The following is a 24,377-nucleotide window of genomic DNA, read 5'->3' as shown; positions in this document are numbered from 1 at the left end:
CTGGTTTAGCGTCCATGTCTACGGCGAGCCAACGACCTCCTCGAGTCCAAGCCACCTCGCCAGCGTCGCAAGTTCCGCCGTGAGCTCCTCATTCGACGTGTCCGGAGCATCCGGCTCGAGGTGTACCGCGTGGACGAGGAGCCTTGACCGTTCGCGGTCGGCTTTCAGATCGACTCGCCCGACGAGCCGATCGCCGAGGAGGAACGGCAGCACGTAATAGCCATACTGCCGCTTCTCGACGGGCGTGTAGATTTCGATCCGATAGCGGAAGCCGAAGAGCCGCTCGGTCCGCGCCCGCTCCCAGACGAGCGGATCGAACGGGGCGAGGAGTGCCCTGGCGTCGACGTTCCTGGGGCAACGGGCGTCCTTGTGGATGTAGGCGATGGGCCAGCCCGGGATGTTGACCGGACGGATCGTCCCCTCCTCCACGAGCGAGGCGACCGCGAGGGTTGCGTCGGCCGGGCGGAGCCGGAAGTAATCCCGCAGTTCGATGGCGGTGGCGACCCCCAAGGCGCGTGCGGAGATCTCCACCAAGCGACGCCGGGCGTCGGCCTCGTCCGGCGTCGGCAGCGCCAGGGTCGCGGGAGGGATGACACGTTCGGCGAGGTCGTACACCCGCTCGAAGCTCCGGCGACGCGTCGAAGTTGTAATGTGCCCGGCCCAGAAGAGCCATTCGAGCATCCGCTTCGACTCGCTCCACTCCCACCAGCCGGTACGGCTCCGTTCGAAGTCGGAAGCGGACAGGGGCCCCTCGTCCCTGATGCGATCGAGCACCTGCATGGCCTCGGGCCGCTTCTCGTCCGCGTACACCCGCAGCCCCTGATATCCGGCCTCACCCCGATCCGCCCGCGCCATCCGCCACCGAAGGAGCGGGTGGAGCGAGAGCGGCAGGAGCGAAGCCTCGTGGGCCCAGTACTCGAAGAGCCGCCTCTCGCGAGCCGTCCCCCACGCGGCGCGGTCGAGCAGCGATCGATCGTAATGGCCGAGCCTCGAAAAGGCCGGCAGGTAATGCGCGCGGGCGAGCACGTTGACGCTGTCGATCTGGTGCAGGCCCAGTCGTTCATGGGTTCGCCGCAAGTGGCCGTTGTCGACCCGCTTCGGCCGCTCGGCGCAAAAGCCTTGAGCGGCCAGGGCGATACGGCGTGCCTCGTCGAGGCTCAAGTGATCGGCCATCGCTCAATCTCCCCTCGAGCTGAAGCGATAACCGTAGATGTTCTCGCGGCCCACCGGGACCGTGCCGCCGGACGTTCCTCGGTGGAGCAGGGTTTGGTGATCCGTCGGCTCATCGCGACGCCGGCCCCGCCGGCATGACGCCGAGCGAGTGGCCGACCTCGATCAGCGGGGTTGGGTCGACCTGGATCAACCCGCGTCGCGGGCGGTCGAAGTCGAGGACGACGTAGAGGACCAGGGCGAAGATCACGTTGGAGGCGAGCCAGAGGCTCGCGTGGCGCAGCCCCGACTGTCCAGACGAGTGGCCGAGGAGCAGGCAGGCAACGAGCACGCTCGCCATCAGGAGGAACAGGACCGGTTCGGGCAGGTGGTTCCGGTTGGCCCAGGTCCGCGTCGAACTGAGGTCGATCACCTCGTTCGCGGCCGGCACGATCAGGCTGTTGCGGACCATGTCCGGCTCCCGTCGATTTGCTTCCTCCACCTCCTCCCACAACGCGGCGAGGTGACGGTCGACCTCGACTTGTGCGAGGTCGAACGCCGCACTGTCGTGCCCCTTGCGATATTGCTCGAGGCGAGACCCCAGATACGCCCGAAGCAGACCCCGGATCCGGTCGCGGGATACCTCGTCGAGCAACCCGGCCCGCTGGTGGCAGGTGCCGATCGCGTTGGACTGGTCGAGCACGATGCGCTGCCTCAGGTCATACCGACTCATCGTCGCCGAGAAGGAGAACCCCAAGACCAGCGCCACCAGCCCGAAGATGCTGCCCTTGAACGCATTCCCGGCGTTTCGAGAAACCTCGGTCTCATCTTTGCTGTGGCGGCGGCCGACGCGGAATCCCAGTTCGTTGGACAGCACCATGAGCCCGAGGAACACGAACACGATGAGCCCAGTCGGGCAATCTCGGAGGATATCAAGCATCACAATACCATGATTCACGATCGGCACTGGTTTCCACGAACAGGAACTCCATTGGCACTCGGGAGTTCCTCGACATTTTGCCACCTCGCTCGAGATTTGTCAGGTCGCCCGGCGCAGACCTCTTGAAGTCGCCTCAATCCGAGCGCCGGCCGGGCTGTCCGCCATGGCCTCCTGGTTTCGCCTCAACCGAGGGTCATGGCCAGGATCGTCACATTGCCATTGTCGGGCAGCGTCACGCTCCGGACGATCTTGCCCTCCGTCACGATGGAGCGATACCCGCATCGACGACCACCGCGACAGGGCGAGGATCGCCTCGCGGCAGCTCGCCTATCGCGGCGACTCGATGATGATGGCCAACGACGGCTTCGAGGGCATCGAGTCCGCCAAGGCCTTCGAGCCGCACGTCATCAAGCTCGACATCGGCCGGCCCGGCATGAACGGCTACGAGGTGGCAGCGGCGATCCGCGACCACGAATGCTGCCGGGAGAGCGTCTTCATCGCCGTCTCCGGCTACGGCGAGACCGCCGTTCGCGAACGCTCGAAGGATGTCGGGATCGGCGACCGCCCGAACTAGCCGCTGGAGTTCGATCAGCTCGAGTCGATTCTCCAGGGCTGGCCACACAGCCGCCATCGAGCGATTGACGTAGCCTTGAGATCAGTCACACCTATTACTACTAAAAAATATTTTATTGACGAAATTTAATTAAACAACATATGTATACGTCTAGTTGGCTTGCGCTTGATGGGAAAGGCTTGCGACCCGGATGCGGTTATCGAGGATTAGCAAGACAACCGGGCCGTCCCCCCGAGACAGTGCGGCGACAAGCTCGGGGCGAACCAGCAGCCAGTCGATCGGGCTGTAGGCGAGGAACGCATCCTTAACCCCTTCCAATCCGATGCACCCGCAGGTCGCCGAGTCTCCCGCGGGGCGGCTGACGTAGCCGGTCAGTGCCGCGGCGAGGGCTCCCAGATGGCCGCAGAACGCCTCCCAAGAGACCAAGAAGAGGACAGGATGCGACACCTCCGCCTCGCGCTGCTCGTCCCAGAGCCGCTCGAGAGTGCCCGAATGGAGATCCAGGAGGATCTCGTCCTCCCTCCACCCATAAATCATCGCCAACCTCCGCAACGATCAGGATTGATCGAACACTGGGGCGATGGTTAAGCCGGCAAATCCAGCGCCTTCCGGCCATACAATTCAAAGGACCGGCAAAAATACTACCAGAAGACAGAAACCAGGCCAAAATCAGCAACTCATTCGACGACGCCAACTGCGGCCTGTGACTCGAGGCGTTTCACTCGGCATACATGCACATTCCAGGGCAATATCTCCCAAGACCGACTGTTTGCAAATCGCGGGTGCAACGCAAAAGGAATCAGCCCGAATGGCACAGCAAATGCTTAAAGAAGATTGTACCCCCACTCCGCGAAGCAAGCTTCACTCCCAAACTCAGCAATCCTCACGATCAGGGAAGGATCGCGATGCGACTTCACATCTTCAGCAGCCTCTTGACGACACAAGGACTCGACCTCATGAGCGACGAAGAATCGGTCCTGCGAAAGCATTCACGGGCCGATGCCGTTTATGAGGAGCCAATCCGATTGCATGGCGATTCCGCCGCATACTGCGACGGGGAATGGGTCATCCTCGATCACATCGATCCGGGGGCGGTCGAACTCGGGCGAGGTTCGACCGAAGCCGAAGCGTGGACGAATGCCGCGAGGAGCTTGGTTCCTACACCCTCCGCCGCGGTCGAAGCCGCTTGAGGGGCGGGTGCCAACTGGTCCGTCAGTGGCTCGGACGATTTCGCCTCGTCGTCCCCGAAGTCTAAACCTGAGGTCGGCCGTATCGCCCCGTCGACTCAGGACCCGTCCCGAAATTCGCTTTTTCAAGAAAGGATTTCGGGACAAACTCTCGAGGTTTGGCATTCCGGGGCTACGCCCAAAACATACCCGGCGCAGCCGAAGAGCCGTAACTTAAGAGATCAGGCCCGTATCGCCGAACGTGGGTCGGGTCTCCTCCTTCACGATCTGGTCTCACCGACCATTCAGCGTGAGCAACGACTCCACAAGCTGCGGTTCGGACCAGGTCGGTCCAAGGTCGACCCATTGCTGGATCAAGGCGATGTCTGCTTTGAGCTTCCGAACGATCGCCAGTATCGCGGAGGGAGTTTCCCATCCGGGGGCATCTTTGCATCCACCTTCGCCCTCCTCACTTCTCCTACAAGCCCGAAGCGCAAGCGAATGAATCATCATCGTTCAAAAATCGATTCACTCGCTTGCGCTTCGGGCCTGTAAGTCGTCATGCCGCGAGCGCCATTCGGGTGGATGCAATCCGAGCGTGATCCGCTCTAGGGAAGCAGCGAAGACGCACGGAGGCCCTGGCAAGGCGGCCGCAACGGCCCGACTAATTGAGGGAATGACCAGGGCGAATGACGTGAGAACGTCGAAGCGGAGGGAATGCTATCGCACTTGCCAGGCTCGAAAGCGCGAGCGAGAGAGAGGATGAGCCCGGCCGGCCGTCAAGCAGGGAGGAGGTCGTCGGCCGGCCGGGCCCAAAGCTCAACTGCTGAGGAGCGAGAGGTAGTTGGTGACGTCGCTCGTCAGGATCGTGATCGACTGGAGGAATCGCGACCCGCTGTTGAAGGCGCCGGTCGTCTGAATGTCGGTCGCCAGGACGGCGGCGTCGACGACGAGCGTGAGGAGCGTGTTGTCGATCGCGTTGATCTGGGCGGTCAGTTGGCTAGCCCCGCCGGTGCCGAGGACCGAGAGTTGGCTGCTCAACGTGCCCAGGTCGCTCACGATGGGAAGTTGGGCGGCGAGCAGGCTGGCCGTCGCGGTGTTGAGGTCGGTGTTGAAAGCGCCGAAGGACGACTGGGTGTCGACCAGGGTCTGGCCGAGGTCGATCGTCGCGGTGCTGAAGGAGCCTCCCACCGACGCCATCAGCGAGTTCAGGTCGGCGATCGCCTGGTTGAAGTTCGCCGAGCCGCCGGGGCCCGAGGAGAGGTCGGCGAGCACGCTGCCGAGCCCGGTCGGCAACTGCCCGAGCACCCCGGCGAGGTCGTTCGCGACCGTGCCGAGGTCGGTCGACACCGTCGTGACCACGTTGGCGAGGTCACCGCCCGAGCTCGGCAGTGTGGTCGCCGCGGTGGCGAGCAGCGAGCGGAGGTTGGCGGCGATGGCCGACTGGGTCGACTGCACGTTGTTGAGCAGCGAGCTGATGTTGTTCGTGGCCTGGTTCAGCGTGCGGAGCACGTTGTTCGCCAGACGGCCGAGGTCGGTCGCACCGGTCGCGGAGGCGACGCTGACCTGGGCGACGAGCGAGGCCAACTGGCCGTTGATCTTGCCCGACGTGTTCCCGATGCTGCCGAGCAGCTTGTTGGCGCTCGCGTTGATGAAGTTGATGGACGACGTCTCGCGGTTCTGCAGCCGGGTGAGGCTCGACAGGGACGCATTGACCCCCGAGTTCGACCCGCTGAGCACTCGGTTGATGTCGTTGGTCACCTTCCGCGCCCCGAGCGCCGCCGAGCCCTGGCCGGCCTGCTGGGCGTGGATCGCGTGCGGGGCCAGGCCAGGCGCGAGGGAGGAGAGGACCGTCCGAGACTCTAGGCCCTCCAATTCCGGCCGATTGCGGAGCGACGTCCGTCGCGCACGGAGGCGAGTCCCCCGGTCATCGCGGCGATCCGAAGACAGTTGCAGACGCTCGTAGATGCTCACTCTTGGTGCTCCTTCAATCGTTCGGTACAAAGGGACCCCGCGCGCACCGCGTCCGACGCCCGGTGAGACCGGACGACGAGGCGACACGTCCCTCCGCTCCATGACAGCCATGGATTGAAGAATGGACCGACGACAGTACTCGTCAGCGAAACGTCAGGCCGGTTGCGGCCCACCTCTTCGACCCCGACCGCAGGAGGCGGCATGGATTGTGGCAATTCGCATGCCACAGCATACCTCGCATACCGCCCCGTCGGAACAATTCCCCCGACCGTCCGACTTCCCCTCCTTGCATTGGCTTCTCATTCGAGGGAAACCGAGGGAACAGCCTCACCGCACGTGATGCCGATATTCTGGACCGAGACGATGTCGACATGAAGCCAAGTTCACACCTGTCGGCAATCTCCTGCGCCCCCAACCAACCAAGCGGGCAATGGTCCCGACACGGAAGGATCCTCGGAATTCTTTCGTACTTTGCCTCGCGCACCCGGCACAAAACCGCGCATAAGCACAGCGACAGGTGATTTCTATTGCCTTCGTTATGAAGCGGTGCAGGAGAATTCAGCCCAGCATCCATGCACAAAGAGCAGATTATGTGCAAAGCAGACGGTCCGGCTCATTTCGCGATTTTCGGTGGAAGAACGGAGGTCGAGGGTGCCACGGGTTCCGTCTTCGGACCACGTGCGGACCAGGCCCAGCCGCCTCCACGGAGGTTGGGCACAGGGCTCGTTGACAACGGCTCTCAGCGGCCCTGTCGGGATCCTCTCCTGGCTCAGGATCTAGGCATCAGGCCAGGCCTTATCCGCACGGGGCCCGAAGACGGGACCCGTGGCACCCAACGAATAAACACCGTTGCACCCGCGACCACGGTCACAGCACCGAGGGCGCCCTGCTCACGATGGATCCAGTCGCTCGCATCCCCCCGAGACGGGGAGGGCGACGCCTACGATTCGGCCCGGAAGGATTCCAGGAGGGATCGGGAGACCCCGATCTCGATGACCGCGACGTCGCCCGTGTAGTCGCGGGCGCCGGGGGCGGCGAACCCAAGCTTGGGCGCGACGAAGGTGGCCGTCGCGCGTGCCTTGACCGCGAGGCCAAGCGGCTTGCCGGTGTCGGCGTCGAGGCCCGAGGGGAGGTCGAGCGCGAGGATCGGCTTGCCCGACTCGTTCAGCCGAGTGATCGCATCCAACAACGGTCCCTCGACCGGACGTGTCAGGCCCGTGCCGAGGAGTCCGTCGACGACCCAGTCCGACTCCGAGAGCCAGCCTTCGAACCCGGCCGGCATCTCGCCGTCCCAATACGCCTGCTCGACCCTCGACCGCTCCAGGATGTTCCACTGCACGACCGCGTCGCCCCGGAGCCGATCGGCCCGAGCGAACCAGACGACCCGGACGCCGATGTCCCACGAGTCGAGATGTCGGGCAACCACGCCGCCGTCCCCTCCGTTGTTGCCCGGCCCGCAGACGATCAGGACCTTCGAGCTCGGCCCCAGCCCTCGGTCACGGAGCCAGGCGGCCGCGCCTCGGCCAGCGTTCTCCATCAAGGTCAGCGTCGCCAGGCCCAGCTCGTCGGCGGCTCGGGCGTCGAGGCTCCGGACTTCGTCACGCGAGAGCGGGCGAATCTTCATGGCGACGTCCCCCCCACTCGGGATCCCCCTGGGCAAAGCAGCACGGGGCGAAACAGGCCCGATCGTTCGGGATTCTACCCGTCATTGACAGCCCCGGGCGCGGAATTTCACAATGGCCGAAGGATCGAGGCCCTCGGGGCCGATCACGACCGCACTCCGGACCCTTCGGGAAATCTTCCGATCATGCCGATTTACGAATATCATTGCGAGCCGTGCGACCACACCTTCGAAACCCTGATCCGAGGCCAAGGCGACACCGCCCACTGCCCGAAGTGCGGCGGGATCGACCTGGCCAAGCAGTTCAGCGTCCCCGCCTCGGCCCAGACGAACGGTGGCAATTCCTCCTCACTCCCCATCTGCAACCCGAGCGGCCCGTCGTTCGGCTGCGGCTCCGGGGGCTGCGGCTCCGGGATGTGCTCGCTCGACTGACCCTGCCCTGCCCTGTCCCAACGGCCCTCGGGCATTCGTGCTCCCGAAGGGTCGGGTCCCGGGCCCCGTCACCCGCTCCATGACCGCCCCGATAGGCCTTCCCGTGCCGCCCGATCTCGTCCGCCAGAGGGAGTCCAGGCCGATGTCCGCCCGACCCCGAGGCCTGCTCATCGCGTCGAACGAGACCTTCTACCGTCACGATCCCGAGTGGACCGAGATGCGGCCATTGCACGGGGGGGACTTTCTCGCCGATACCGAGATCCCCGACCCGGGCTGGTTCGACCGCGACATCCCACCGGATGGACAGTCACACGTCCGGGCGGTGATCCAGGAGGCGATCCTCACGAAGAGCGTCTTCGAGCTCGAGCATCGGGTCTTCCGCGCGGACGGCACGGTGGGCTGGCCCCTCTCGCGATCGACGCCGCGGTTCGATGCGGATGGCCGGATCGTCGAGTGGTTCGGCGCCGACAGCGACGTGACGGCGCGTCGAGAGGCTGAGCAAGCCCTGCGTGTGAGCGAGGATCGACTGCGGTTGGCGCTGGCCGCCGCCCGGATGGGGACCTGGACCTGGGACGTGCCGGGCGACGCCCACCACCGGGATGCCAACCTGAATGCGCTGCTCGGACTGCCGGCCGAGGAGACCGTCCGCCCGTTCGACGAGTTCCTGTCGCATATCGAACCGGACGACCGCACGCAGGTCCGGGACACGGTCGGCGTCTCCGTGTTGCAAGGCCGTCCCCTGAACGTCGAGTTCCGAGTCGTCTGGCCGGACGGGGCAGCCCGCTGGCTCCGCGATCAGGGCGACGTCTTCAAGGACGCGTCGGACGACGCGGGCAAGATGGCCGGGGCCTGCCCCGACATCACCGACCTGAAGGAAGCCGAGGCGGCCCTGGCGGGCCGGCGAGGAACGCCTCCGGCTGATCGTGGCCAGCGCCACCGACTATGTCATCATCACCCTGGACCCCACCCTCAAGATCACCGCGTGGAGCCCGGACGCCGAGTCGACCTTCGGCTACCCCCAGTCGGAGGTCCTCGGCCACCACTTCGCCATGCTTTTTCCCCCGGAAGATGTCGCGGCCGAGGCGCCGGAGGCGGAGGCCCGCACGGCGTTGCAGCGAGGACGTGCCTCCGACGAACGTTGGCAGGCCCGCAAGGATGGCACGCGGTTCACGGATCGGCGGGACAATCCTCATCGACTCGGGTGAAGGCGAAGGGACCTTGATCCGCGCCCGGATCCCGATCAATCGATCCTCCGAAGGGGGGGCCGAGCCCGAATCCCAATCAACCGATCAACCGAAGGAGGAGCCGAAGGTGGTCAAGCTTCGGATCGTCTTGGCGGACGACCATAACGTCATCCGCGAAGGGTTGAGAGCCCTCATCGACTCGCAGCCCGACATGGAAGTCGTCGGCGAGGCCCCCGAGGGCGAAACGGCCTGCCGACGCTCGGCCGAGTTGGTGCCGGATGTGGTGGTCATGGATATCTCCATGCCACTACTTGGCGGGGCGCAGGCCACCGAAAGGATCCGCCGGGAAAGTCCAGGGGTGAAAGTGCTGGCCCTGACGGTCCACGAGGACCGCGGCTATCTCCAGCAGATGATCCAGGCCGGTGCCTCGGGTTACCTGCTCAAGCGGGCGGCGGCCGACGACCTGATCCAGGCCATTCGAACGGTCGCCAGGGGCGGCACCTACCTCGACCCCAACCTGACCGGTGAGTTGCTCGGCGACCTCGTCCAACGATCGCCCCGGCCGAACTCGCCGACGCAGGCGCTGAGCGACCGCGAGGAGGAAGTGCTACGACTCATCGCACGAGGCTTCACCAACCGGGAAGTGGCATCGCAGCTCGAAGTCAGCTCCAAAACGATCGAGACCCACAAGGCCCGCGCCATGGAAAAGCTCGACCTCGAGAGCCGAGCCGCGATCGTCGCCTACGCCATCCGGGCCGGATGGCTCTCGGGGCATTGAAGATCGAGGGCGGAAGCAAGAGCGTCCTGGATCCTGCCAGGAAAAACCCTCCTCCATTTCTCGCATATTCCCGATGTCACCCGAGCTCAAACGCCCGGATAATCGCGATCTATCAGCTGAAGGCGCAACAGATGGTCCCGCCCTCTTGCAACGCCGATACACGGCGTCTGATCGCGGGGCTGCTCATCTCTCCGGCGCAGCAACCTCTCGGAACAGAGACGCTGGCCGAAGATTGAGCCGCCCCGCGACGTTTAGCACGTGAAAGGTTCGGGCGTTTCCCTTTTGAGCTCAGACTCCCTCCGGTCGTTCCGACGACTTGCGGATGATGACCCCCCAGCAGGCAACCGATACCTATAACCGCCTCCTCTCGGCCCTCAACCGATACCAACTCGAGGCAGGTTTGGCGCAGGCCAGGGCGATCTTCTTCGCCGAGGTCGCGACCATCGTCGGATGGCTCATCCAAGTCGACGTCTCCCGAGACGAGGTCGCGAAGAGCAGGTTGTGCAAACCCTCATCGATCTCTTAAACCATGAGGCCGGACTACGCCTCGACGACGAGATGCTGATCGCGATCGAACAGGCCTGGACGGAAGCCGAGGGCGCGCCCGAGTCGCCCCGATCCCGATCCAAAGGAATCCCCGCATCGCCCAGGACGGAGGTTCTTGGGGGATGCCCCCTCCTCCGGCCCAGATCCCAGGCCATCGTCCGCGAACGAGTGGCAGTCAACGCCTCGGCGTCAAAAGTGTCTTCCGCTCAGGCCTCGGCCCCACCATTGTCGTGATCGGCTGGCTTACGATCGCGCCCCTCCGACGCACCCTCGCATTTTACCCAAATTCCGCCAACATCCCCGTCCTAGCTCTTTGACAAGGTGAAGGTCGAGAGGCATATCCATCCTGGCTGGTGGACCGTGCCCTGGCGCCCCGCGCCCGACACCCCGGCCGCACGCAGGCTTGTTTGCGACGGGAGTTGACCATGGCGGGACAACTGGGAAGCGTGGAAGCGACGTTGCGGGAGGCGGTGGCCGAGCGTCTGGGCGAAGGGCGGTTCGGGCTCTGGTTCGGCGAAGGGGTTCGGCTCGGAGTCGATGGGGACACTCTCGAGGTCGGCGTCCCCAACGCCTTCTTCCGCGAGTGGATCCAGGGACACTTCGCCACCAACCTGATCGAGGCGGCCGAACAGGTCACCGGGCGGACCTTGCGACTCTCGTTCCAGGTCGACGGCGAGGCCGAGCCGAACGTCGGCCAGGTGGTCGAGCCCGGCCCGGCCGACGATCGGAAGAAGCCCAGCGTCATCGTGCCGACGCCCCAGGCCCCGCCGACCCCCGAGCGTTCGCGAACGCCGAGGCCCCCGAAGCGGCTCGACGACTTCGTGACCGGCACCTGCAACCGACTCGCCCACGCCGCGGCGCTCGAGATGGTGCAGACCTCGGGGAGGGCGTTCAACCCGCTCGTCATCCACGGCGGGGTCGGGCTCGGCAAGACGCACCTCCTCGAGGGGATCGGCCACGCCTTACGGGCCCGTCACCCCGGCCTGAAGCTGATCACCACGACGGCCGAGGCCTTCACCAACGGCTTCCTCGACGCCATGCGATCGGGGACGCTCAGTTCCTTCCGCTCGAGGTTCCGTGGCGCCGACGCCTTGATCGTCGACGACATCCACTTCCTCGCCGCCAAGCGCGCGACGCAGGACGAGTTCCTCCACACCTTCAACGCCCTGATCGCCGAGGGTGTCCCCATCATCCTGGCATGCGACCAGCACCCGAAGCGAATCGCCAAGCTGACCGACGAGCTCGGGACCCGGTTCCTGGGCGGGATGGTGGTCAAGCTCGAGGCCCCCGACCCCACCACCCGGCGGTCGATCCTCAAGGCGAAGGCCGCGGCGCGCGGGGTGGACATCCCCGACTCGGTCCTCGGCTACATCGCCGAGCACCTCCGTGCCAGCGTCCGCGAGCTCGAAGGGGCGCTCCACAGCCTGATCGCGCACGCCGTGCTGACGGGCAAGCGGCTCGACCTGGCCCTCGCCAAGTCGGCCCTCCGCGACACCATCCGCCACACCGCCAAGGCGGTCGCCCTCCGCGACGTCGAACGCGCCGTCTGCCAGCTCTTCGAGATCGAGCCCGACGTCCTGAAGTCGGACGGCCGCGCCCGCGCGTTGACCTACCCCCGGATGCTCGCGATGTACCTCGCCCGCAAGCACACCGGCGTCGCCTACAGCGAGATCGGCCGCCACTTCGGCGGCCGGAACCACTCGACCGTCATCTCCGCCGAGAAGAAAGTCGTCGGCTGGCTCCGAGACGAAGAGCGCAACGCCCTCCTCGCCGGCTTCGAAACCGTCGCCGACGTCCTCGCCGCCCTCGAACGGACCCTCGGCGCCTGAGGCCGAGCCGACGTCGGGAACTCGTAAAGAGTCTCGGGCGAGGCTCAAATCGAGGTCATGCGATCCCGGCGGCATGCCAGTCGTGACCGCACTCCCAGCATTGCCTGGCCTTTGGGGTCCTGCAGACCTGTTTGCAACTCGGACATCGATTGATGATTATTTCGGCGGAATGCTCCCGGAGCATCCGCTCAACGAGCTCCTCGTACAGAGCCCGCAGCCCTCGGCCGACCCGCTCTCGCAGGGCGGGAGGTGCCGAGAGACGGGCGACCCCCAACCGATCAGGATCGTCCGGGCCGCCAACTGTAAACCATCCCTCGTGGTTCAGCAGCTCTAACTCATCCGCAGAGAGCAAGTGCCGATAGTGTTGGAGAAGGTAGCGGGTCAAGGCGTCCCGTGGGACAAAATGAGGGGGAACCGCCCGAGTCATGTCCAACGGCTGGATTCGACGCCAGGCCGCGTGGATGATCGATCCCGCGACATCATCAGCATTCGTCTCGCCGCAGGATGCCATGAGCCGGTTGTTTCCCCGCCAGAGCCCGAACTCGTGCCGGATCGACATACCAGGCCCGAAGTGAAATCTTGCAGCCAGGTTATCCTCATGGGTGTCCCTGAGGATGAGTCGATCCCGTCCGGAGAGACAGCCAAGGACCCGCTCGACTGCCTCGTCGATGGTCGGCGGCCACGAGTCGTGGTTCGGGGTGTAGACTCGACATTCACAGATCTCCGCCGACTCAATGAATTCAACGACCCGACATTGGCTAAGGAACGGACGAGAAAAGGAAGGCTGAAGCTTATCCGCAGATGACGCAGATTAGGTCAAATAAAATTAAGAAAGCTCATGGGACGAAATCGGTGCTGAAGATCTGTCTGAGGGTGCCACGGGTTCCGTCTTCGGACCCCGTGGCACCCTCGGCTTCTGTCATAGCACCAATTTCGCCCCATAACCTATTTTAAATTTCCAATATTTTCACCTTTATCAATCTACGTCATCTGCGGATAAGCTTACCTCCACTTGTCGTGTCACATCCGTGGCTGATTTTAGCCCGATGTCGGGTCGTTGAAAGAATTAGACAAGTTCCCTCCGGCCTAACGGCTCGGACCTTTCGGAACGGGCGTCAGGGCGGCGAAGCCGGTCCGCCAGGACGAGGGCGAAGCGAACCCCGAGATCACGCGGGCCCGAACGGCATCGCCCAAGCAATCCGCTTCCCCAGATACGCCCGTCGCCCAAGGCGGCATTCTCTACCCCAACTCCCAATCGGGACGAGTTCCCGTCGTCCCGTTATTGAATTCACGGAAGCCTCTTGACTGGCGATCCGGCGAATCGTAGCCTTCCCGAGAGACCGGTTAGATAACTAACGGGGGAGCGAACTCGATGGCCAGGCCGGCCAATGAAACCCTGACGGGCCGCGAGGCCCAGGTGATGGATGCCGTCTGGAGGCTTGGCGAAGCCACGGCGGATCAGGTGCGCGAAGCCTTGCCGGACCCGCTCCACGACTCGACCATCCGCACTCTCTTGCGCGTGCTCGAGTCCAAGGGTTACCTCCGGCATGAGCTATCGGGCAAGGCGTACATCTACCGGGCGATCATCGGGCGAGAGAAGGCCCAGCGGCATGTCCTGCGAAACGTGCTGTCGCGCTTCTTCGACGGATCGGTCCAGGACCTGGTCCTTCGGCTGATGGAAGACGAGCGGATGACCCCCGAACAGTTCGAGGCACTCTTCAAGACAGCCCCCGAGCGACGGGAAGGTGGGGGCGGTGCGTCAGAGGACGGGGATAAATAAGAAGGAGGAAGACCGTGATTGAGTCCTTTGGGATGCCCCTCGCGGGCCCGCGGACGGTATTGATCGCACTCGATGTCGCCCTCAAGGCGACCACGTTAATCAGCCTTGCATACGGATTCCATTGGATCTTGGGGCGTCGCCGGGCGCTCGTACGCTCCGCATTGTGGAATGCCTGCCTCGTCGGGCTGCTCCTGATCCCCGCCACCGACCTGGCCCTGCCCAGGCTACTCATCACGGTCCCGACCGAACGGATCATCGCGCACGAGGCGGCACCGATCCCAGAACCCCGGCCCACGGTCGGCTCGTTCCCTGAAACAGCCCCATCATCGACGCCGACGCCGACGCTGATTCAAACGCCGATGCCGATGCTACCGCCGATGCCGATGCCGATGCCACCGCCGATGCCGTTCGTGCCGGAAGTGTTCGACTCCCAGGCACGGCCGACACCCGTACCCCTCCCGGCTCCGGCGGCCCAGGCGCAGCCCAGACCGGGGGGGCTCGATATCGCCTTCGGCGTCTACCTGGTGGGCACGTCGTTGCTGGCGATCCGTTTGGTGTTCGCGTGCGTGGGCATCGCCCGCTTGAGGCGTGAAAGCTCGCCCATCACGGACGTGAGATGGTCCGACACGCTACGTCGTCGGCGGGTCGAGATGGGGATCAAGAGGGGAGTGGACCTCCTGGTCTCGGACAGGCCTTCTGTCCCCATCGTCGTCGGCTGGTTGCGTCCCGCCGTCATCGTACCCGCGAGGCTGTGCGACTCCGCAGGCCCCGGCCTGATCGACGCGGTGTTGCTCCATGAGCTCGGGCACGTGCGTCGCGGGGATTTCGGCTGGAACCTCGTGAGGAAACTCGCCCAACTGGTCTACTGGCCCCATCCGATGGTCTGGCTGATCGGCCGCATCATGGAGGACGTCCGGGAACAAGCGTGCGACGACCTCTGCGTCCACGGCCTGGGGGGCTCGGAGGCCTATCGCGCGTCGCTGCTGGAAGTCGCCTCGGGGCTGATCCGCAGGCCCGGGCCGTCGATCGGCCTGGCGATGGCAAGGGGTTCCAACCTGGGTCGACGGCTGGCCTGGATCGACCGCACCCGAGGGGCTTCGCTTTGCCTCTTGCGATGGCCGTCCCGGCTCGGTGTAGCGGTCGTCGTCGCGGCGACAGGCGGAGTGCTCGGGACGCTGGAACCGTCCCGATCGAGGGCCGTCGACGAGCCGCAGGCCCCGGTGAAGAAGGCCGAGGGGGCTGCCCCAGAGAAGAAGCCACTGGACGCCATCGAGATCATCGTCAGGGCGAAAGAGACGGGCCGGCCGATCGCGAACGCGAGCGTCCGACCCTTGATCGACCAGGTCGAGACGACCCGAAAGGTCGACGCCGAAGGTCGCATCAGGATCGACCTTTCCCAACGCAGATTCGATGACTCGTTCAACGTCGACGTCTGGGCCGAGGGTTACGTCCAGCAGCGGCACTACTTCTTCGAGAACGACTCGCGTTATCCCAGGCTTCCCGGCCAGTTCGTGGTGGAGTTGAATCCCGGCGAACAGACCCTTGGCGGCAAGGTGACCGACGAACAAGGCCGGCCGGTGGGCGGTGTGACGGTCAAGGTCTGGGGTTACCTCGGGTCGAAGAAGCAGAAGGACGAGTTGGCTTACATGGTCGAGGCCACCACCGACGACCAGGGCCGTTGGCGGTGCCGATGCTTCCGTGACATGACCTTCGCCAACCTCTATCTGTCGCACCCGGACTACCTGGCCGACGACGGCGAGCACGCCCGCCGTCACGGTTCGCCGACGCCCCGCTCGCAGCCTGATCCGGGCAACAAATCCCTCGAAGCACTCCGCGACTTCTCCGATGTCCAGGTCCTGAAAAAGGGTGTCGAAGTCTCGGGCGAGGTCGTCGACGAGCACGGAAAGCCCGTGCCGGGCGCCGAGGTCGGCTGGTTCCGGCAGTCGGCCCTCGAGACCTTCCACTCGGACCTCGCCACGATGGCCACCGACGATCGGGGGCGGTTCCGGTTCCCCCAGGTGCCGACCGGCAAGCTCGTCCTCCAGGTGATCGCCCGGGGGCACGCTCCCGCGTTGAGCGTGGTCGAAGCGCGGGCCGGGGGAGGGTCGTCGAAGATCGAGTTGGGACCGGGAAAGACACTCACGGGTCGCATCGTCGGCTCGCAAGGCAAGCCGATCGCCGGGGCGTCCGTCATCGTCGACTCCTGGCACAGCTATCGGACACTCGGCGTATTTCTCAAGACCGACTCCGAGGGCCGGTTCCGCTGGGACGATGCCCCGGCCGACCATGTGCTGCTCGACGCGGACCGGGCCGGTTATAGTCGCGTCAGTCAGCAGCGAGTCGCCCCCGATGACGGCGAGGTCTTGATCACGCTCAGGCGTTCGCTCTCGATCTCCGGGAAGGTCGTCGACGCCGAGACGAATCGGAACGTCGAGGAAGCCCAGGTCGAGGTCGGCATCGCCAACGCCGCGACGGGGAAGGTCGATTGGCAGGACGATCACCGCGCCTTCGCGTCGCAGGGCCATCTCCAGGCGGACCTCGACGCCGAACGCTCGAGCGAGTTCCGCCTGCGGATCAAGGCCAACGGATACCGACCGTTCGAGTCGCGGGCGGTCCGGAGAGACGAAGGCCAGGTCAGGCTGGACGTCAAGCTCGCGAAGGAGGCTGCCCCACAAGGCAACCTCCTCTCGGGAGTCGTCCTGCGCCCCGACGGCAGCCGACTGGCAGGTGCCGAGGTGGCCGTCACCTATCCCTTGGCGGGCCAAAAGCGCCTGCCGACCGTCCGCATCGTGGACGGGAAGCTCGATCCCGACGGCAAGGTCACGGCCGTGAAGACCGACGAGCAAGGCCGATTCTCCGTGGCCCGTGAGCCCGACCCGGCAGGTCAGTCTTTCGCCCTCGTCGTCGTCCACCCCGACTTCTATGCGGAGGTCCCTCGGCCGGCATTTCAGGCCAGTCCGACCATCAAGGCCGCCCCTTGGGGCCGAATCGAGGGAATGATCCGGTCCGGGGCCAAATCCTCCGCCGGGGCCGAGGTCCGCACATTCGCCGATCGGCTGGGGAATCCCGACGTCCCCTATATCTCCGACCAAAGCGAGACGAAAGCCGACGCACAGGGGCACTACATGTTCGAGCGTGTGGTCCCCGGAGACGTACGAGTTGCCCCCGGATCGGTCGCGGGAACGAACTTCAAGGCATGGTCGAATGGCACCCTGGTCGAGGTCCGATCAGGCGAGACGGCGAAGGCCGACATCGGCGGCAAGGGCCGACCGGTGGTTGCCAAAATCGCCCCGCCGGCCGGGTTCGACCCGAAGGCCGACTACGCGGCCCATTCCGAGTTTGAAATCGAGAGCGATCGGCCAAGCCTCCCCTTCCCTGCGGAGTTGAGGGCCAAGCGAGATGGATCGATGGCCGATTGGGGGAAACGCTGGTGGGCCTCGTCCGAAGGCCACGCTTATCGCCGGGCCTGGTATCGACTCGGCCAGGCGAAACTCCAGGCCGACGGAACCCTCCGCGCCGAGGATTTGCCCCCGGGCAACTATCGCCTGCGGCTCATCTACAGCGCCGATCCGATCTACGGGCTCGCCAACGCGACCGCTCGAGTGACCTTCGCCACGAGGCAGTTCACGATTCCGGAGATCCCCGGCGGCCATAGCGATGAGCCCTATGACCTCGGCACGCTGCATCCGAAGCCGAAGCAGACGCTCAAGGTCGGACAGGCCGCCCCATCGTTCGACGTCGAGACGCTCGACGGTGGTCGCGTGAAGCTCGAAGACTTCCGGGGCAAGTATCTGCTGCTCGATTTCTGGGCGACCTGGTGCGGCCCGTGCGTCGCCGAGGTCCCGGAGTTGAAATCCGCGTTCGAGCGATTCGGCAAGGACGACCGCTTCGCGATGCTGAGCCTCAGCCTGGACGCCGACAAGGAAGCGCCCCGCAAGTTCGTGGCGGACCGAGGGATCGCATGGAAGCAGGGGTTCCTCGGCGCGGTTACCGACGGCGGCCTAACCGATGCGTATCACGTCGAGGCGATCCCGGCGACATTCCTGATCGCTCCCGATGGGACGGTGAAGGCCATGGGATTGAGGGGCGACACCATCGGGGCCGTCATCTCGGAGGCCCTCAAGTAGTACTCACGAACCGCGACGATGCGGCTTTTACGAGCCGCATCGTCGCGACTCTCTTGGATCTGCGACGACTGTCCGATAGGATGGCCGGTGCAAACGACATTTGTCGAAGTGCGAGGGCATGGCGTCTCAATCGCCGGCCGGTCCGACTGCGATAGGCTCAACAACAGCGCTCTCCACTCAGGGCATGAGGGGGCCGACGAATGATCTTGCGTCGATTCTCGAGGCCGCGCGTGAGCATCCGAGGCGCCATGTGGCTCGTGGCGGTAGCGGGCGTGACTATGGGGATCGGCGTCTGGGCCTGGCGGTCCTATTTCAGCCCGACGCACCGTTGGATTCGGACGATCCGCGACCCGGACGGGGGGATCGGGCGTTGGGAATATGCCACCCGAGCACTCCGGGGTCGTGACCCGTCGGTCAGCCCGGCGCTTGCGACCTCGGCCCTGATCGATGCCCTGAGAGACTCGAATTGGAACGTCCGCAGCGACGCCGCCAGCGTCCTCGGCCAGGGAGGGAAGAAGGCGGAGTCCGCAATCCCGGCGCTAATCGCGACGTTGCACGACCGCAGAGCCATGGTCCGGGTCGGCGCCATGCGATCTCTGGCTGAGATCACCAACGACGGAGGTCGCGGGCGTGAGGAAGTCATCACGGCCCTGATCGAAGCACTCAACGATCAGGGCGCATTCGTCCGGGAGACCGCGGCCAGGGAGTTGGCTCTGGTCGTCAAGCCGGGGGATCCCGAGGCCGACGACGCCATCTCCGCTCTCGAGTCGCGTCTGGTGGATCAGAGCCCGGCCGTACGGGTCTCGGCGAGTTGGTGTCTTACCCGGCTCGGCCACGGGCATGTGTGCATCCCGGCCCTGGTCGCGGCGCTCGATGATTCCGAGACGATGGTCCGATCCCTGGCCGTTGCCACGCTTGGCGCAGTCAAACCTGCAACGGCGGAGGCCATCTCCGCGGTTGAGATCCGAGTCCGCGACGAAGACAATTCGTATATACGCGAGGAGGCCGAGAAGGCTTTGATGCGTCTCAAAGGCGAAACCAAGTCCTCCGGGCGCTGAACGTAAGCGAGTGACGTGATATCATCGATCCGATGGGTGGTCATGCGGCGACCATCCCATTGATTCTTCTCTCTACCGTCACTTCGCCCCGAAGCCTCGAGAGCGAAGCGCGAGAATCTTCCTCAACGGGTTTGGGTCACGTTTCCTCCGGCACCGCGTCAGCCGTACAAGACGCCGCGGAATGGGTGTGAGGATCGAGTTGGAGGACGGTGAACCGATCGCGGACGCCCTCCGTCGATTTCGGAAGCGAATCTGCGCCGAGGGCGCCTATCCCCTCTATCACTGCAAATGGCACAAGTCCCGGCGTGATCTCCATCTGAAGCCGAGCATCTTGAACCGCCGCCGACGGTGGAATGACCGCGTCAGCAAACGGGGCATTGGTGCTATTGGCCCGGAATGGGAAAATGACTGGGCCGATGACCTCGAGATGAGGCCGAGGAGGGCGTGGGGGCCCTTGGGACGATATCCCGTGACTTAGGCAACGGAATTGATGGGTGTCTCCGTCAAAGACTGGCATCGCCTGCCTCCGTCGGCATCGCAATCGGCTCGTGACGTTCGCGTCGGAGGACTTCGGTTGCGGATTTCGTTCGATCTCGACGACACGCTGGTTTGTTATCGGCCGGGAGCTCTCTACGAACCCCATCCGCCGTGGTATCGGCGGCTCCTGACCTCTCGCGAGCCGCTTCGTATGGGTTCCCGCTCGCTGATGCATTCGCTGGAGCAGCAAGGCTGGGAGATCTGGATCTACACAACCTCTTACCGAACGCCGGCCTCGGTCCGCCGTTGGCTTGGATCGTACGGAATCCGGATCCGTCGGGTGATCAACCGTCGCCATCATGACCGGCAGATTCGACAAAGAGCCTATCTCCGTCCTCCCAGTAAGGATCCCGCCGCCTTCGACATCGACCTCCATGTGGACGACTCGGAGGGGGTCCGATTGGAGGGAGAACGGGAGAACTTTCGAGTCGTAGTCGTGGCTCCCGAGAATGCAGAGTGGGCGAAGGAGGTGTTGTCCGCGGCCGACGCGATTCGACCAAGGTCGAACCTCACGGCATGAAGAGTGAACTCGTCTTTCCGCTCGCCAGGAAAAATCCGGAAGTCGGCGGTCGCCCGATGTCTCTCTTACTTCGAGGAGAGGACGGGCGACGTTTTGTTGACCGAGGCGGCTCGATGGCCAATTTCCGACCAGTCGAGGCGATGAGGCCGATCCAGCGACTCTTCCATGAGGGGACACTCATCGGGCTGACCGATGCGCAGCTCCTGGAACGCTGCCGAGGCCGGAGCGACGAGGGGGCGTTCGCTGCCCCGGTGGCGCGGCACGGGCCGATGGTCCTGAGCGTCTGCCGGGGAGTTCTCCGGGATCAGGGCGACGCCGAGGATGCGTTCCAGGCCACGTTCCTGGTGCTCTTCCGCAAGGCCGACGGACTGAAGTCGGCCGGGTCGCTGGGGAGTTGGCTGTATCGCGTGGCGTATCGGATTGCCCTTCGGGCCAACGCCGTCGCCCCACGCCGTCGCGAACGTCCGATCGAGGAGGTCGCCATGGTCGCCGAGGCCGGTTCGCCCAACGAGGGGGAGCTGCTGCCGATCATCCACGCCAAGATCGACCGGCTCCCGGACAAATACCGGGCCCCGATCGCGCTTTGCTACCTCCAGGGCCTCTCCTACGAACATGCCGCGCACCAGCTCGGCTGGTCGCTCGGCACGGTGAGCAGTCGCATCGCCCGGGGCCGGGAGCTCCTGCGTTCCCGACTCGGCCGGCGCGGGGTCACGGCGACGACGGCCGCCTTGTCGGTCCTCCTGGCCCGCAAGGCCCCGGCGGCGCCGGCCGGTTGGGTCGAGGCGGCCACCCGGGCCGCCATGCGGCTCGGGGAAGGAGCGGGAGGGGCGAAAGGGGCCGGGACGGTCTCGGCGGCGGTCGCCCTCAGCGACCACGTCCTACGGAGGATGCTGATGTTTCGGTTAATTCAGATGAGCTCGGTCCTGGCCGTCGCGGCGATGGCGGAGCTGTCGGCCTGGGTGTCGCTCGGCGACGAACCTCAGTCCAAACCGCCCACGCCCGCCGTTTCGGTAAAGAAGATCTCCGCCAAGGAGCCCGACAAGAACACGCCGAGCAACGACCTGATCCGGGGCCGGGTGCTGACGCCCGGCGGGAAGCCGGCCCGAGACGCCGCGATCTACATAGGCCAAGCGGGGTCCGGCTGGACGATCGAGCCCGCCGCCCGTACCGACGCCGATGGGCGATTCCGGATCGACCTGGAGGAGTTGGCTCGCAAGCACGCTCAGGACTCCATGCGGCTCGACCGGAGCAAGGTCGAGCTGACCGCTGTCGGTCCGGAGGGTTCCGGACCGGTCTGGGCCGCGAGGATGCCCGCCGAGGGCGACGTCGAGATGCGGCTCGTACCGGACGACGTCCCGATCCGTGCCCGTATCCTCGACACCCAAGGACGGCCCATCGCCTACATCCCGCCTCCGTCGAACAAGAACCCCGCCCCTGGCAGAACCGCGCAGCGCTTCGGGCCGGAGGGCTTCACGATGAGCGTCCCCCACGGCCCGGGCCTCCTCCTCGCCCAGGCCGAGGGGAAGGGCCTCCCCTACCAGCGAGCCCGGCTGCCGGAGGCCGTCCGCCGAATGGGGATCGGCGAAGTCGGTGACGACGGCGCCTCGAGCCACATCCTCGTCTCGGGCGATCACGCCTGTCAGATGATCGACGTGCCCGCCGACGCCGAGGCCTTCACCGCCGACCTGGAGCTCACCCGAGGCGTCTCGCGCCGGGGGCGATTGGTCGACCCGGACGGGCGACCCGTCGCCGGGGTCGTGGTCTGATGAGACCGTGGATTTCGGCGAGATCCACCTGAGCCGGCCGCCGAACAAGTGACGCACCACGCAAGGTCCGAACGGGGCTGGCGTCCGAGGGACTCGGCCTGTTGTGAAGCCTCCAAGGGCGGGATATGATCATCCCGCGAGGGTCAACGATCATCCCCGTGATCCACTCGGCGAGGGGGACGGCCGCAGGTCACTCCGACCGACTCCCCCGCGCGATCGTTTACGACAGGGCCCCGGCCTCGAACGCCAAGGAACAAGTCTCGGGACCAACCACGATGTCGGACGATCTGATCGGGCGGTTCCGCCGCTGGTTCGAGTACGAGCAGGACGCGCACGCCAAGGTGCTCGCCTCGTTCGAGACGGTCCCGCTCGACCGGAGGGGGTCGGAGCCGTTCCGCAAGGCGTTGGCGCTGTTCGGTCACATCGTCGCCGCGCGTCGGGTCTGGCTCGCACGCATGGGCCGGATCTCGCCGCCTTCGGGAGCGCTCATGGCCGAGGTCACGGACGTGACCCAGGTCGCCGAGACCTGGCGAGCCGTGGAGGGCCCGTGGCGGGAGCTGCTCGCCGAGCTCGACGACGAGGCGCTCGGGCAAGAGCTCGAGTACCAGAGCCTGGACGCCGGCCGGTTCCGGAGCCGACTTGAAGACATCCTGACCCAGTTGTTCGGCCACTCCTGGTACCATCGCGGCCAGATCGCCATGTTGGTCCGGTCCTCGGGGGGCGAGCCGGCCGTGACGGACCTGATCTACTGGTGCCGCGAGCCGGTCGAAGCGTCGGGGTGACCGAGTCCCGAGCCTTCCCGGAGGATTCCAATGCGCCTCCCTCGCCTGCGCACCCGCACCCTGATGCTCGCCGTCGCGGGCCTGGCGGTGACCTTCGGGGCGAGCCATCACCTCGTCGTCGGGGATGGTCAGGTCAGGGTCGGTTTCATGAACGACACGCGTCGGACGCTGACGGGCGTCACGCTCTCCGACCAGGCCTCGACAATCCACGCCGGCGACTTCCGGCCCGGCGACGGCATCCTCAGCGACCTCCACGCCGGTTGGCCCCGGCACGACGGCACGCTCGACGCCGAATTCACACTCTCCTTCGCCATCGACGGCAAACAACACGTCCTGCACCCCAGGCACCATTTCGACCTCGCTTTGGGCGAGCCGATTGTGCGATGGAGCATCGTGAGCGACCCGGTGTTGCCGACCTTGCTGCTCACCAATGCCCACGGCCGCCGGATCCCCCGCTGGCAGAGCCGGCTCCGACAGCTATGGTTTCGCGGCCCATCGCCCAATCTCGAATAATTTTACATATAGAACTTTAAAACAACATCAATTCATTAAAATTATAAGACTAAAAATATTTCTATTATGCATTTCATAACGACTGACGTTCGAGTAGCATCTCCTTGAGACAGTCCCAAAGCGCGAGCGAGTGAATCTTCTTCGATTTCTCGCGAAGGGATTCACTCGTTCTCGCCTCGGGCTTGGAAAACGTCATCCCTCGAGAATCATCAGGTTGATGAAAGCCGAGCGTGATTGGCGATCGCACATAAGTCCGTCGAGAAAGCAAGCTCCTTCTGCGCCTCGAGCGACGCGGCTCGCTCGCGGTAGACGCCAAGGAGGGCGTCGTAGATGTCCGAGCCCATCACCACACGCTTCGGCGCGGGGGACTGATCGACGGATTCGATCATCACCCGCGCCATCTTCGCCGGGTCTCCCAGGGCCGAGGAAACCTCCACTCTCGCGTCTCGGAGCGATTCGACGTTCTGCCGCATTATCGAGGCCGGGGTCCCTTCGTACGCGGCAACGGCCGGGGGTAGGACGGCCGCCCCACCGAAGTCGGTGCGGATTGCGCCCGGCTCGAAGATCGTGGCCTCGATCCCGAACGGGGCGACGTCCTGCGCGGTGGCCTCGATGAATCCCTCGATCCCCCACTTCGAGGCGATATAAAGCGGCAGGCCCGGGAACGCAAGCTGGCCCGCGCCGCTGGAGACCTGGAGGATGCGTCCGCCCCCTTGCTCGCGAAGATGAGGGAGGGCCGCCTTGATCACCAGGATCGAACCGAGCAGGTTCGTGTCGAGCAAGTGGCGGATCATCGCCTCGGGACACTCCTCGACCGTCCCCACCAGGCTGTAGGCCGCGTTGTTGACCAGGACGTCGATGCGGGACCAATCCGCGAACGCCCGGTCGACCACGCGTCGGATCCCCTCCGCGTCCGTGAGGTCGAGCGCGGCCGTCCAGAGCCGCTCGCCGTAACTCGCCTTGAGGCCGTCGAGCTCCGACAACCTCCGCGCGGTGCCGGCGACGCGATCGCCCCTCTCGAGCAGCGCCACCGCGAGCTCACGCCCGAGTCCTCGATTGATCCCCGTGATGAACCACGTCCGCTGGACCATAACCCACCTC

Annotated in this window: 21 protein-coding genes and 1 pseudogene; 15 read left to right on the top strand and 7 right to left on the bottom strand. The window is 65.2% G+C overall.

Features of this window, described 5'->3' with window-relative positions:
- Positions 1-18: 18 nt before the first annotated feature.
- Both ACYOEI_RS33475 and ACYOEI_RS33470 read right to left on the bottom strand, forming a co-directional pair.
- On the bottom strand, positions 19-1,173 hold the full coding sequence (locus tag ACYOEI_RS33475; protein ID WP_462854384.1) for a winged helix-turn-helix domain-containing protein: 1,155 nt from the start codon (positions 1,171-1,173) through the stop codon (positions 19-21).
- 109 nt (positions 1,174-1,282) lie between these two features.
- Complete coding sequence (locus tag ACYOEI_RS33470; protein ID WP_462854382.1) at positions 1,283-2,107, bottom strand: bestrophin-like domain; 825 nt, start codon at positions 2,105-2,107, stop codon at positions 1,283-1,285.
- A 145-nt stretch (positions 2,108-2,252) separates the two neighbouring features.
- Between ACYOEI_RS33470 and ACYOEI_RS33465 the strand changes: the two genes are divergently transcribed.
- Positions 2,253-2,663 carry a response regulator gene (locus ACYOEI_RS33465; RefSeq protein WP_462854380.1) on the top strand — a complete coding sequence of 137 codons (411 nt, stop codon included), beginning with the start codon at positions 2,253-2,255 and terminating at the stop codon, positions 2,661-2,663.
- A 150-nt stretch (positions 2,664-2,813) separates the two neighbouring features.
- On the opposite strand, the gene ACYOEI_RS33460 is transcribed toward ACYOEI_RS33465, so the two are convergent.
- A complete protein-coding gene (locus tag ACYOEI_RS33460) occupies positions 2,814-3,200 on the bottom strand; it encodes a hypothetical protein (RefSeq protein ID WP_462854378.1) in 387 nt (128 codons plus the stop codon).
- A 368-nt stretch (positions 3,201-3,568) separates the two neighbouring features.
- On the opposite strand from ACYOEI_RS33460, the gene ACYOEI_RS33455 reads away from it, so the two are divergent.
- Positions 3,569-3,853, top strand: coding sequence for a hypothetical protein (locus ACYOEI_RS33455; RefSeq protein WP_462854377.1), 285 nt, complete (start codon positions 3,569-3,571; stop codon positions 3,851-3,853).
- 795 nt (positions 3,854-4,648) lie between these two features.
- Here ACYOEI_RS33455 and ACYOEI_RS33450 read toward each other — a convergent pair.
- Together ACYOEI_RS33450 and ACYOEI_RS33445 are read right to left on the bottom strand one after the other, a co-directional pair.
- Positions 4,649-5,803, bottom strand: coding sequence for a hypothetical protein (locus ACYOEI_RS33450; RefSeq protein ID WP_462854376.1), 1,155 nt, complete (start codon positions 5,801-5,803; stop codon positions 4,649-4,651).
- Positions 5,804-6,743: 940 nt separating this feature from the next.
- Positions 6,744-7,427, bottom strand: coding sequence for an NAD(P)H-hydrate epimerase (locus ACYOEI_RS33445; RefSeq protein ID WP_462854374.1), 684 nt, complete (start codon positions 7,425-7,427; stop codon positions 6,744-6,746).
- A gap of 183 nt (positions 7,428-7,610) precedes the next feature.
- On the opposite strand from ACYOEI_RS33445, the gene ACYOEI_RS33440 reads away from it, so the two are divergent.
- The 6 genes and pseudogenes from ACYOEI_RS33440 to dnaA all read left to right on the top strand — a co-directional run bounded on the left by ACYOEI_RS33440 (position 7,611) and on the right by dnaA (position 12,193).
- Positions 7,611-7,856, top strand: coding sequence for an FmdB family zinc ribbon protein (locus tag ACYOEI_RS33440; RefSeq protein WP_462854372.1), 246 nt, complete (start codon positions 7,611-7,613; stop codon positions 7,854-7,856).
- A 79-nt stretch (positions 7,857-7,935) separates the two neighbouring features.
- Positions 7,936-8,694: pseudogene (locus ACYOEI_RS33435) on the top strand (PAS domain-containing protein); the annotation flags it as partial.
- 85 nt (positions 8,695-8,779) lie between these two features.
- Positions 8,780-9,061, top strand: coding sequence for a PAS domain S-box protein (locus ACYOEI_RS33430; protein ID WP_462854453.1), 282 nt, complete (start codon positions 8,780-8,782; stop codon positions 9,059-9,061).
- Positions 9,012-9,818, top strand: a complete 807-nt coding sequence (locus tag ACYOEI_RS33425; protein ID WP_462854369.1) for a response regulator — start codon at positions 9,012-9,014, stop codon at positions 9,816-9,818. Before ACYOEI_RS33430 ends, ACYOEI_RS33425 begins: the two co-directional genes overlap by 50 nt.
- Before the next feature lie 322 nt (positions 9,819-10,140).
- Positions 10,141-10,344, top strand: a complete 204-nt coding sequence (locus tag ACYOEI_RS33420; RefSeq protein ID WP_462854367.1) for a hypothetical protein — start codon at positions 10,141-10,143, stop codon at positions 10,342-10,344.
- A 445-nt stretch (positions 10,345-10,789) separates the two neighbouring features.
- Positions 10,790-12,193, top strand: coding sequence for a chromosomal replication initiator protein DnaA (gene dnaA / locus ACYOEI_RS33415; RefSeq protein WP_462854365.1), 1,404 nt, complete (start codon positions 10,790-10,792; stop codon positions 12,191-12,193).
- A gap of 55 nt (positions 12,194-12,248) precedes the next feature.
- On the opposite strand, the gene ACYOEI_RS33410 is transcribed toward dnaA, so the two are convergent.
- A complete protein-coding gene (locus ACYOEI_RS33410) occupies positions 12,249-12,863 on the bottom strand; it encodes a DUF6794 domain-containing protein (RefSeq protein ID WP_462854450.1) in 615 nt (204 codons plus the stop codon).
- 702 nt (positions 12,864-13,565) lie between these two features.
- On the opposite strand from ACYOEI_RS33410, the gene ACYOEI_RS33405 reads away from it, so the two are divergent.
- From ACYOEI_RS33405 to ACYOEI_RS33375, 7 genes are all read left to right on the top strand, one after another.
- Complete coding sequence (locus tag ACYOEI_RS33405) at positions 13,566-13,973, top strand: BlaI/MecI/CopY family transcriptional regulator (RefSeq protein ID WP_462854363.1); 408 nt, start codon at positions 13,566-13,568, stop codon at positions 13,971-13,973.
- Positions 13,974-13,987: 14 nt separating this feature from the next.
- Positions 13,988-18,100, top strand: coding sequence for a carboxypeptidase regulatory-like domain-containing protein (locus ACYOEI_RS33400; RefSeq protein ID WP_462854360.1), 4,113 nt, complete (start codon positions 13,988-13,990; stop codon positions 18,098-18,100).
- A gap of 200 nt (positions 18,101-18,300) precedes the next feature.
- On the top strand, positions 18,301-19,158 hold the full coding sequence (locus ACYOEI_RS33395) for a HEAT repeat domain-containing protein (protein ID WP_462854359.1): 858 nt from the start codon (positions 18,301-18,303) through the stop codon (positions 19,156-19,158).
- Positions 19,159-19,732: 574 nt separating this feature from the next.
- Positions 19,733-20,215 (top strand): hypothetical protein, encoded by a 483-nt coding sequence (locus tag ACYOEI_RS33390; protein WP_462854358.1) that lies wholly within the window; start codon positions 19,733-19,735, stop codon positions 20,213-20,215.
- 113 nt (positions 20,216-20,328) lie between these two features.
- Positions 20,329-21,981, top strand: a complete 1,653-nt coding sequence (locus ACYOEI_RS33385) for a sigma-70 family RNA polymerase sigma factor (protein WP_462854357.1) — start codon at positions 20,329-20,331, stop codon at positions 21,979-21,981.
- A 125-nt stretch (positions 21,982-22,106) separates the two neighbouring features.
- Entirely contained in the window at positions 22,107-22,763 is a 657-nt protein-coding gene (locus ACYOEI_RS33380; RefSeq protein ID WP_462854355.1) for a DinB family protein, read from the top strand.
- 30 nt (positions 22,764-22,793) lie between these two features.
- Entirely contained in the window at positions 22,794-23,276 is a 483-nt protein-coding gene (locus ACYOEI_RS33375; RefSeq protein WP_462854353.1) for a hypothetical protein, read from the top strand.
- Positions 23,277-23,485: 209 nt separating this feature from the next.
- Here ACYOEI_RS33375 and ACYOEI_RS33370 read toward each other — a convergent pair whose 3' ends face one another.
- Positions 23,486-24,367 carry an SDR family oxidoreductase gene (locus ACYOEI_RS33370; protein ID WP_462854351.1) on the bottom strand — a complete coding sequence of 294 codons (882 nt, stop codon included), beginning with the start codon at positions 24,365-24,367 and terminating at the stop codon, positions 23,486-23,488.
- Positions 24,368-24,377 lie beyond the last annotated feature (10 nt).

Source organism: Singulisphaera rosea, assembly GCF_054877945.1.
This window is presented reverse-complemented; position numbering and strand designations above follow the sequence as displayed.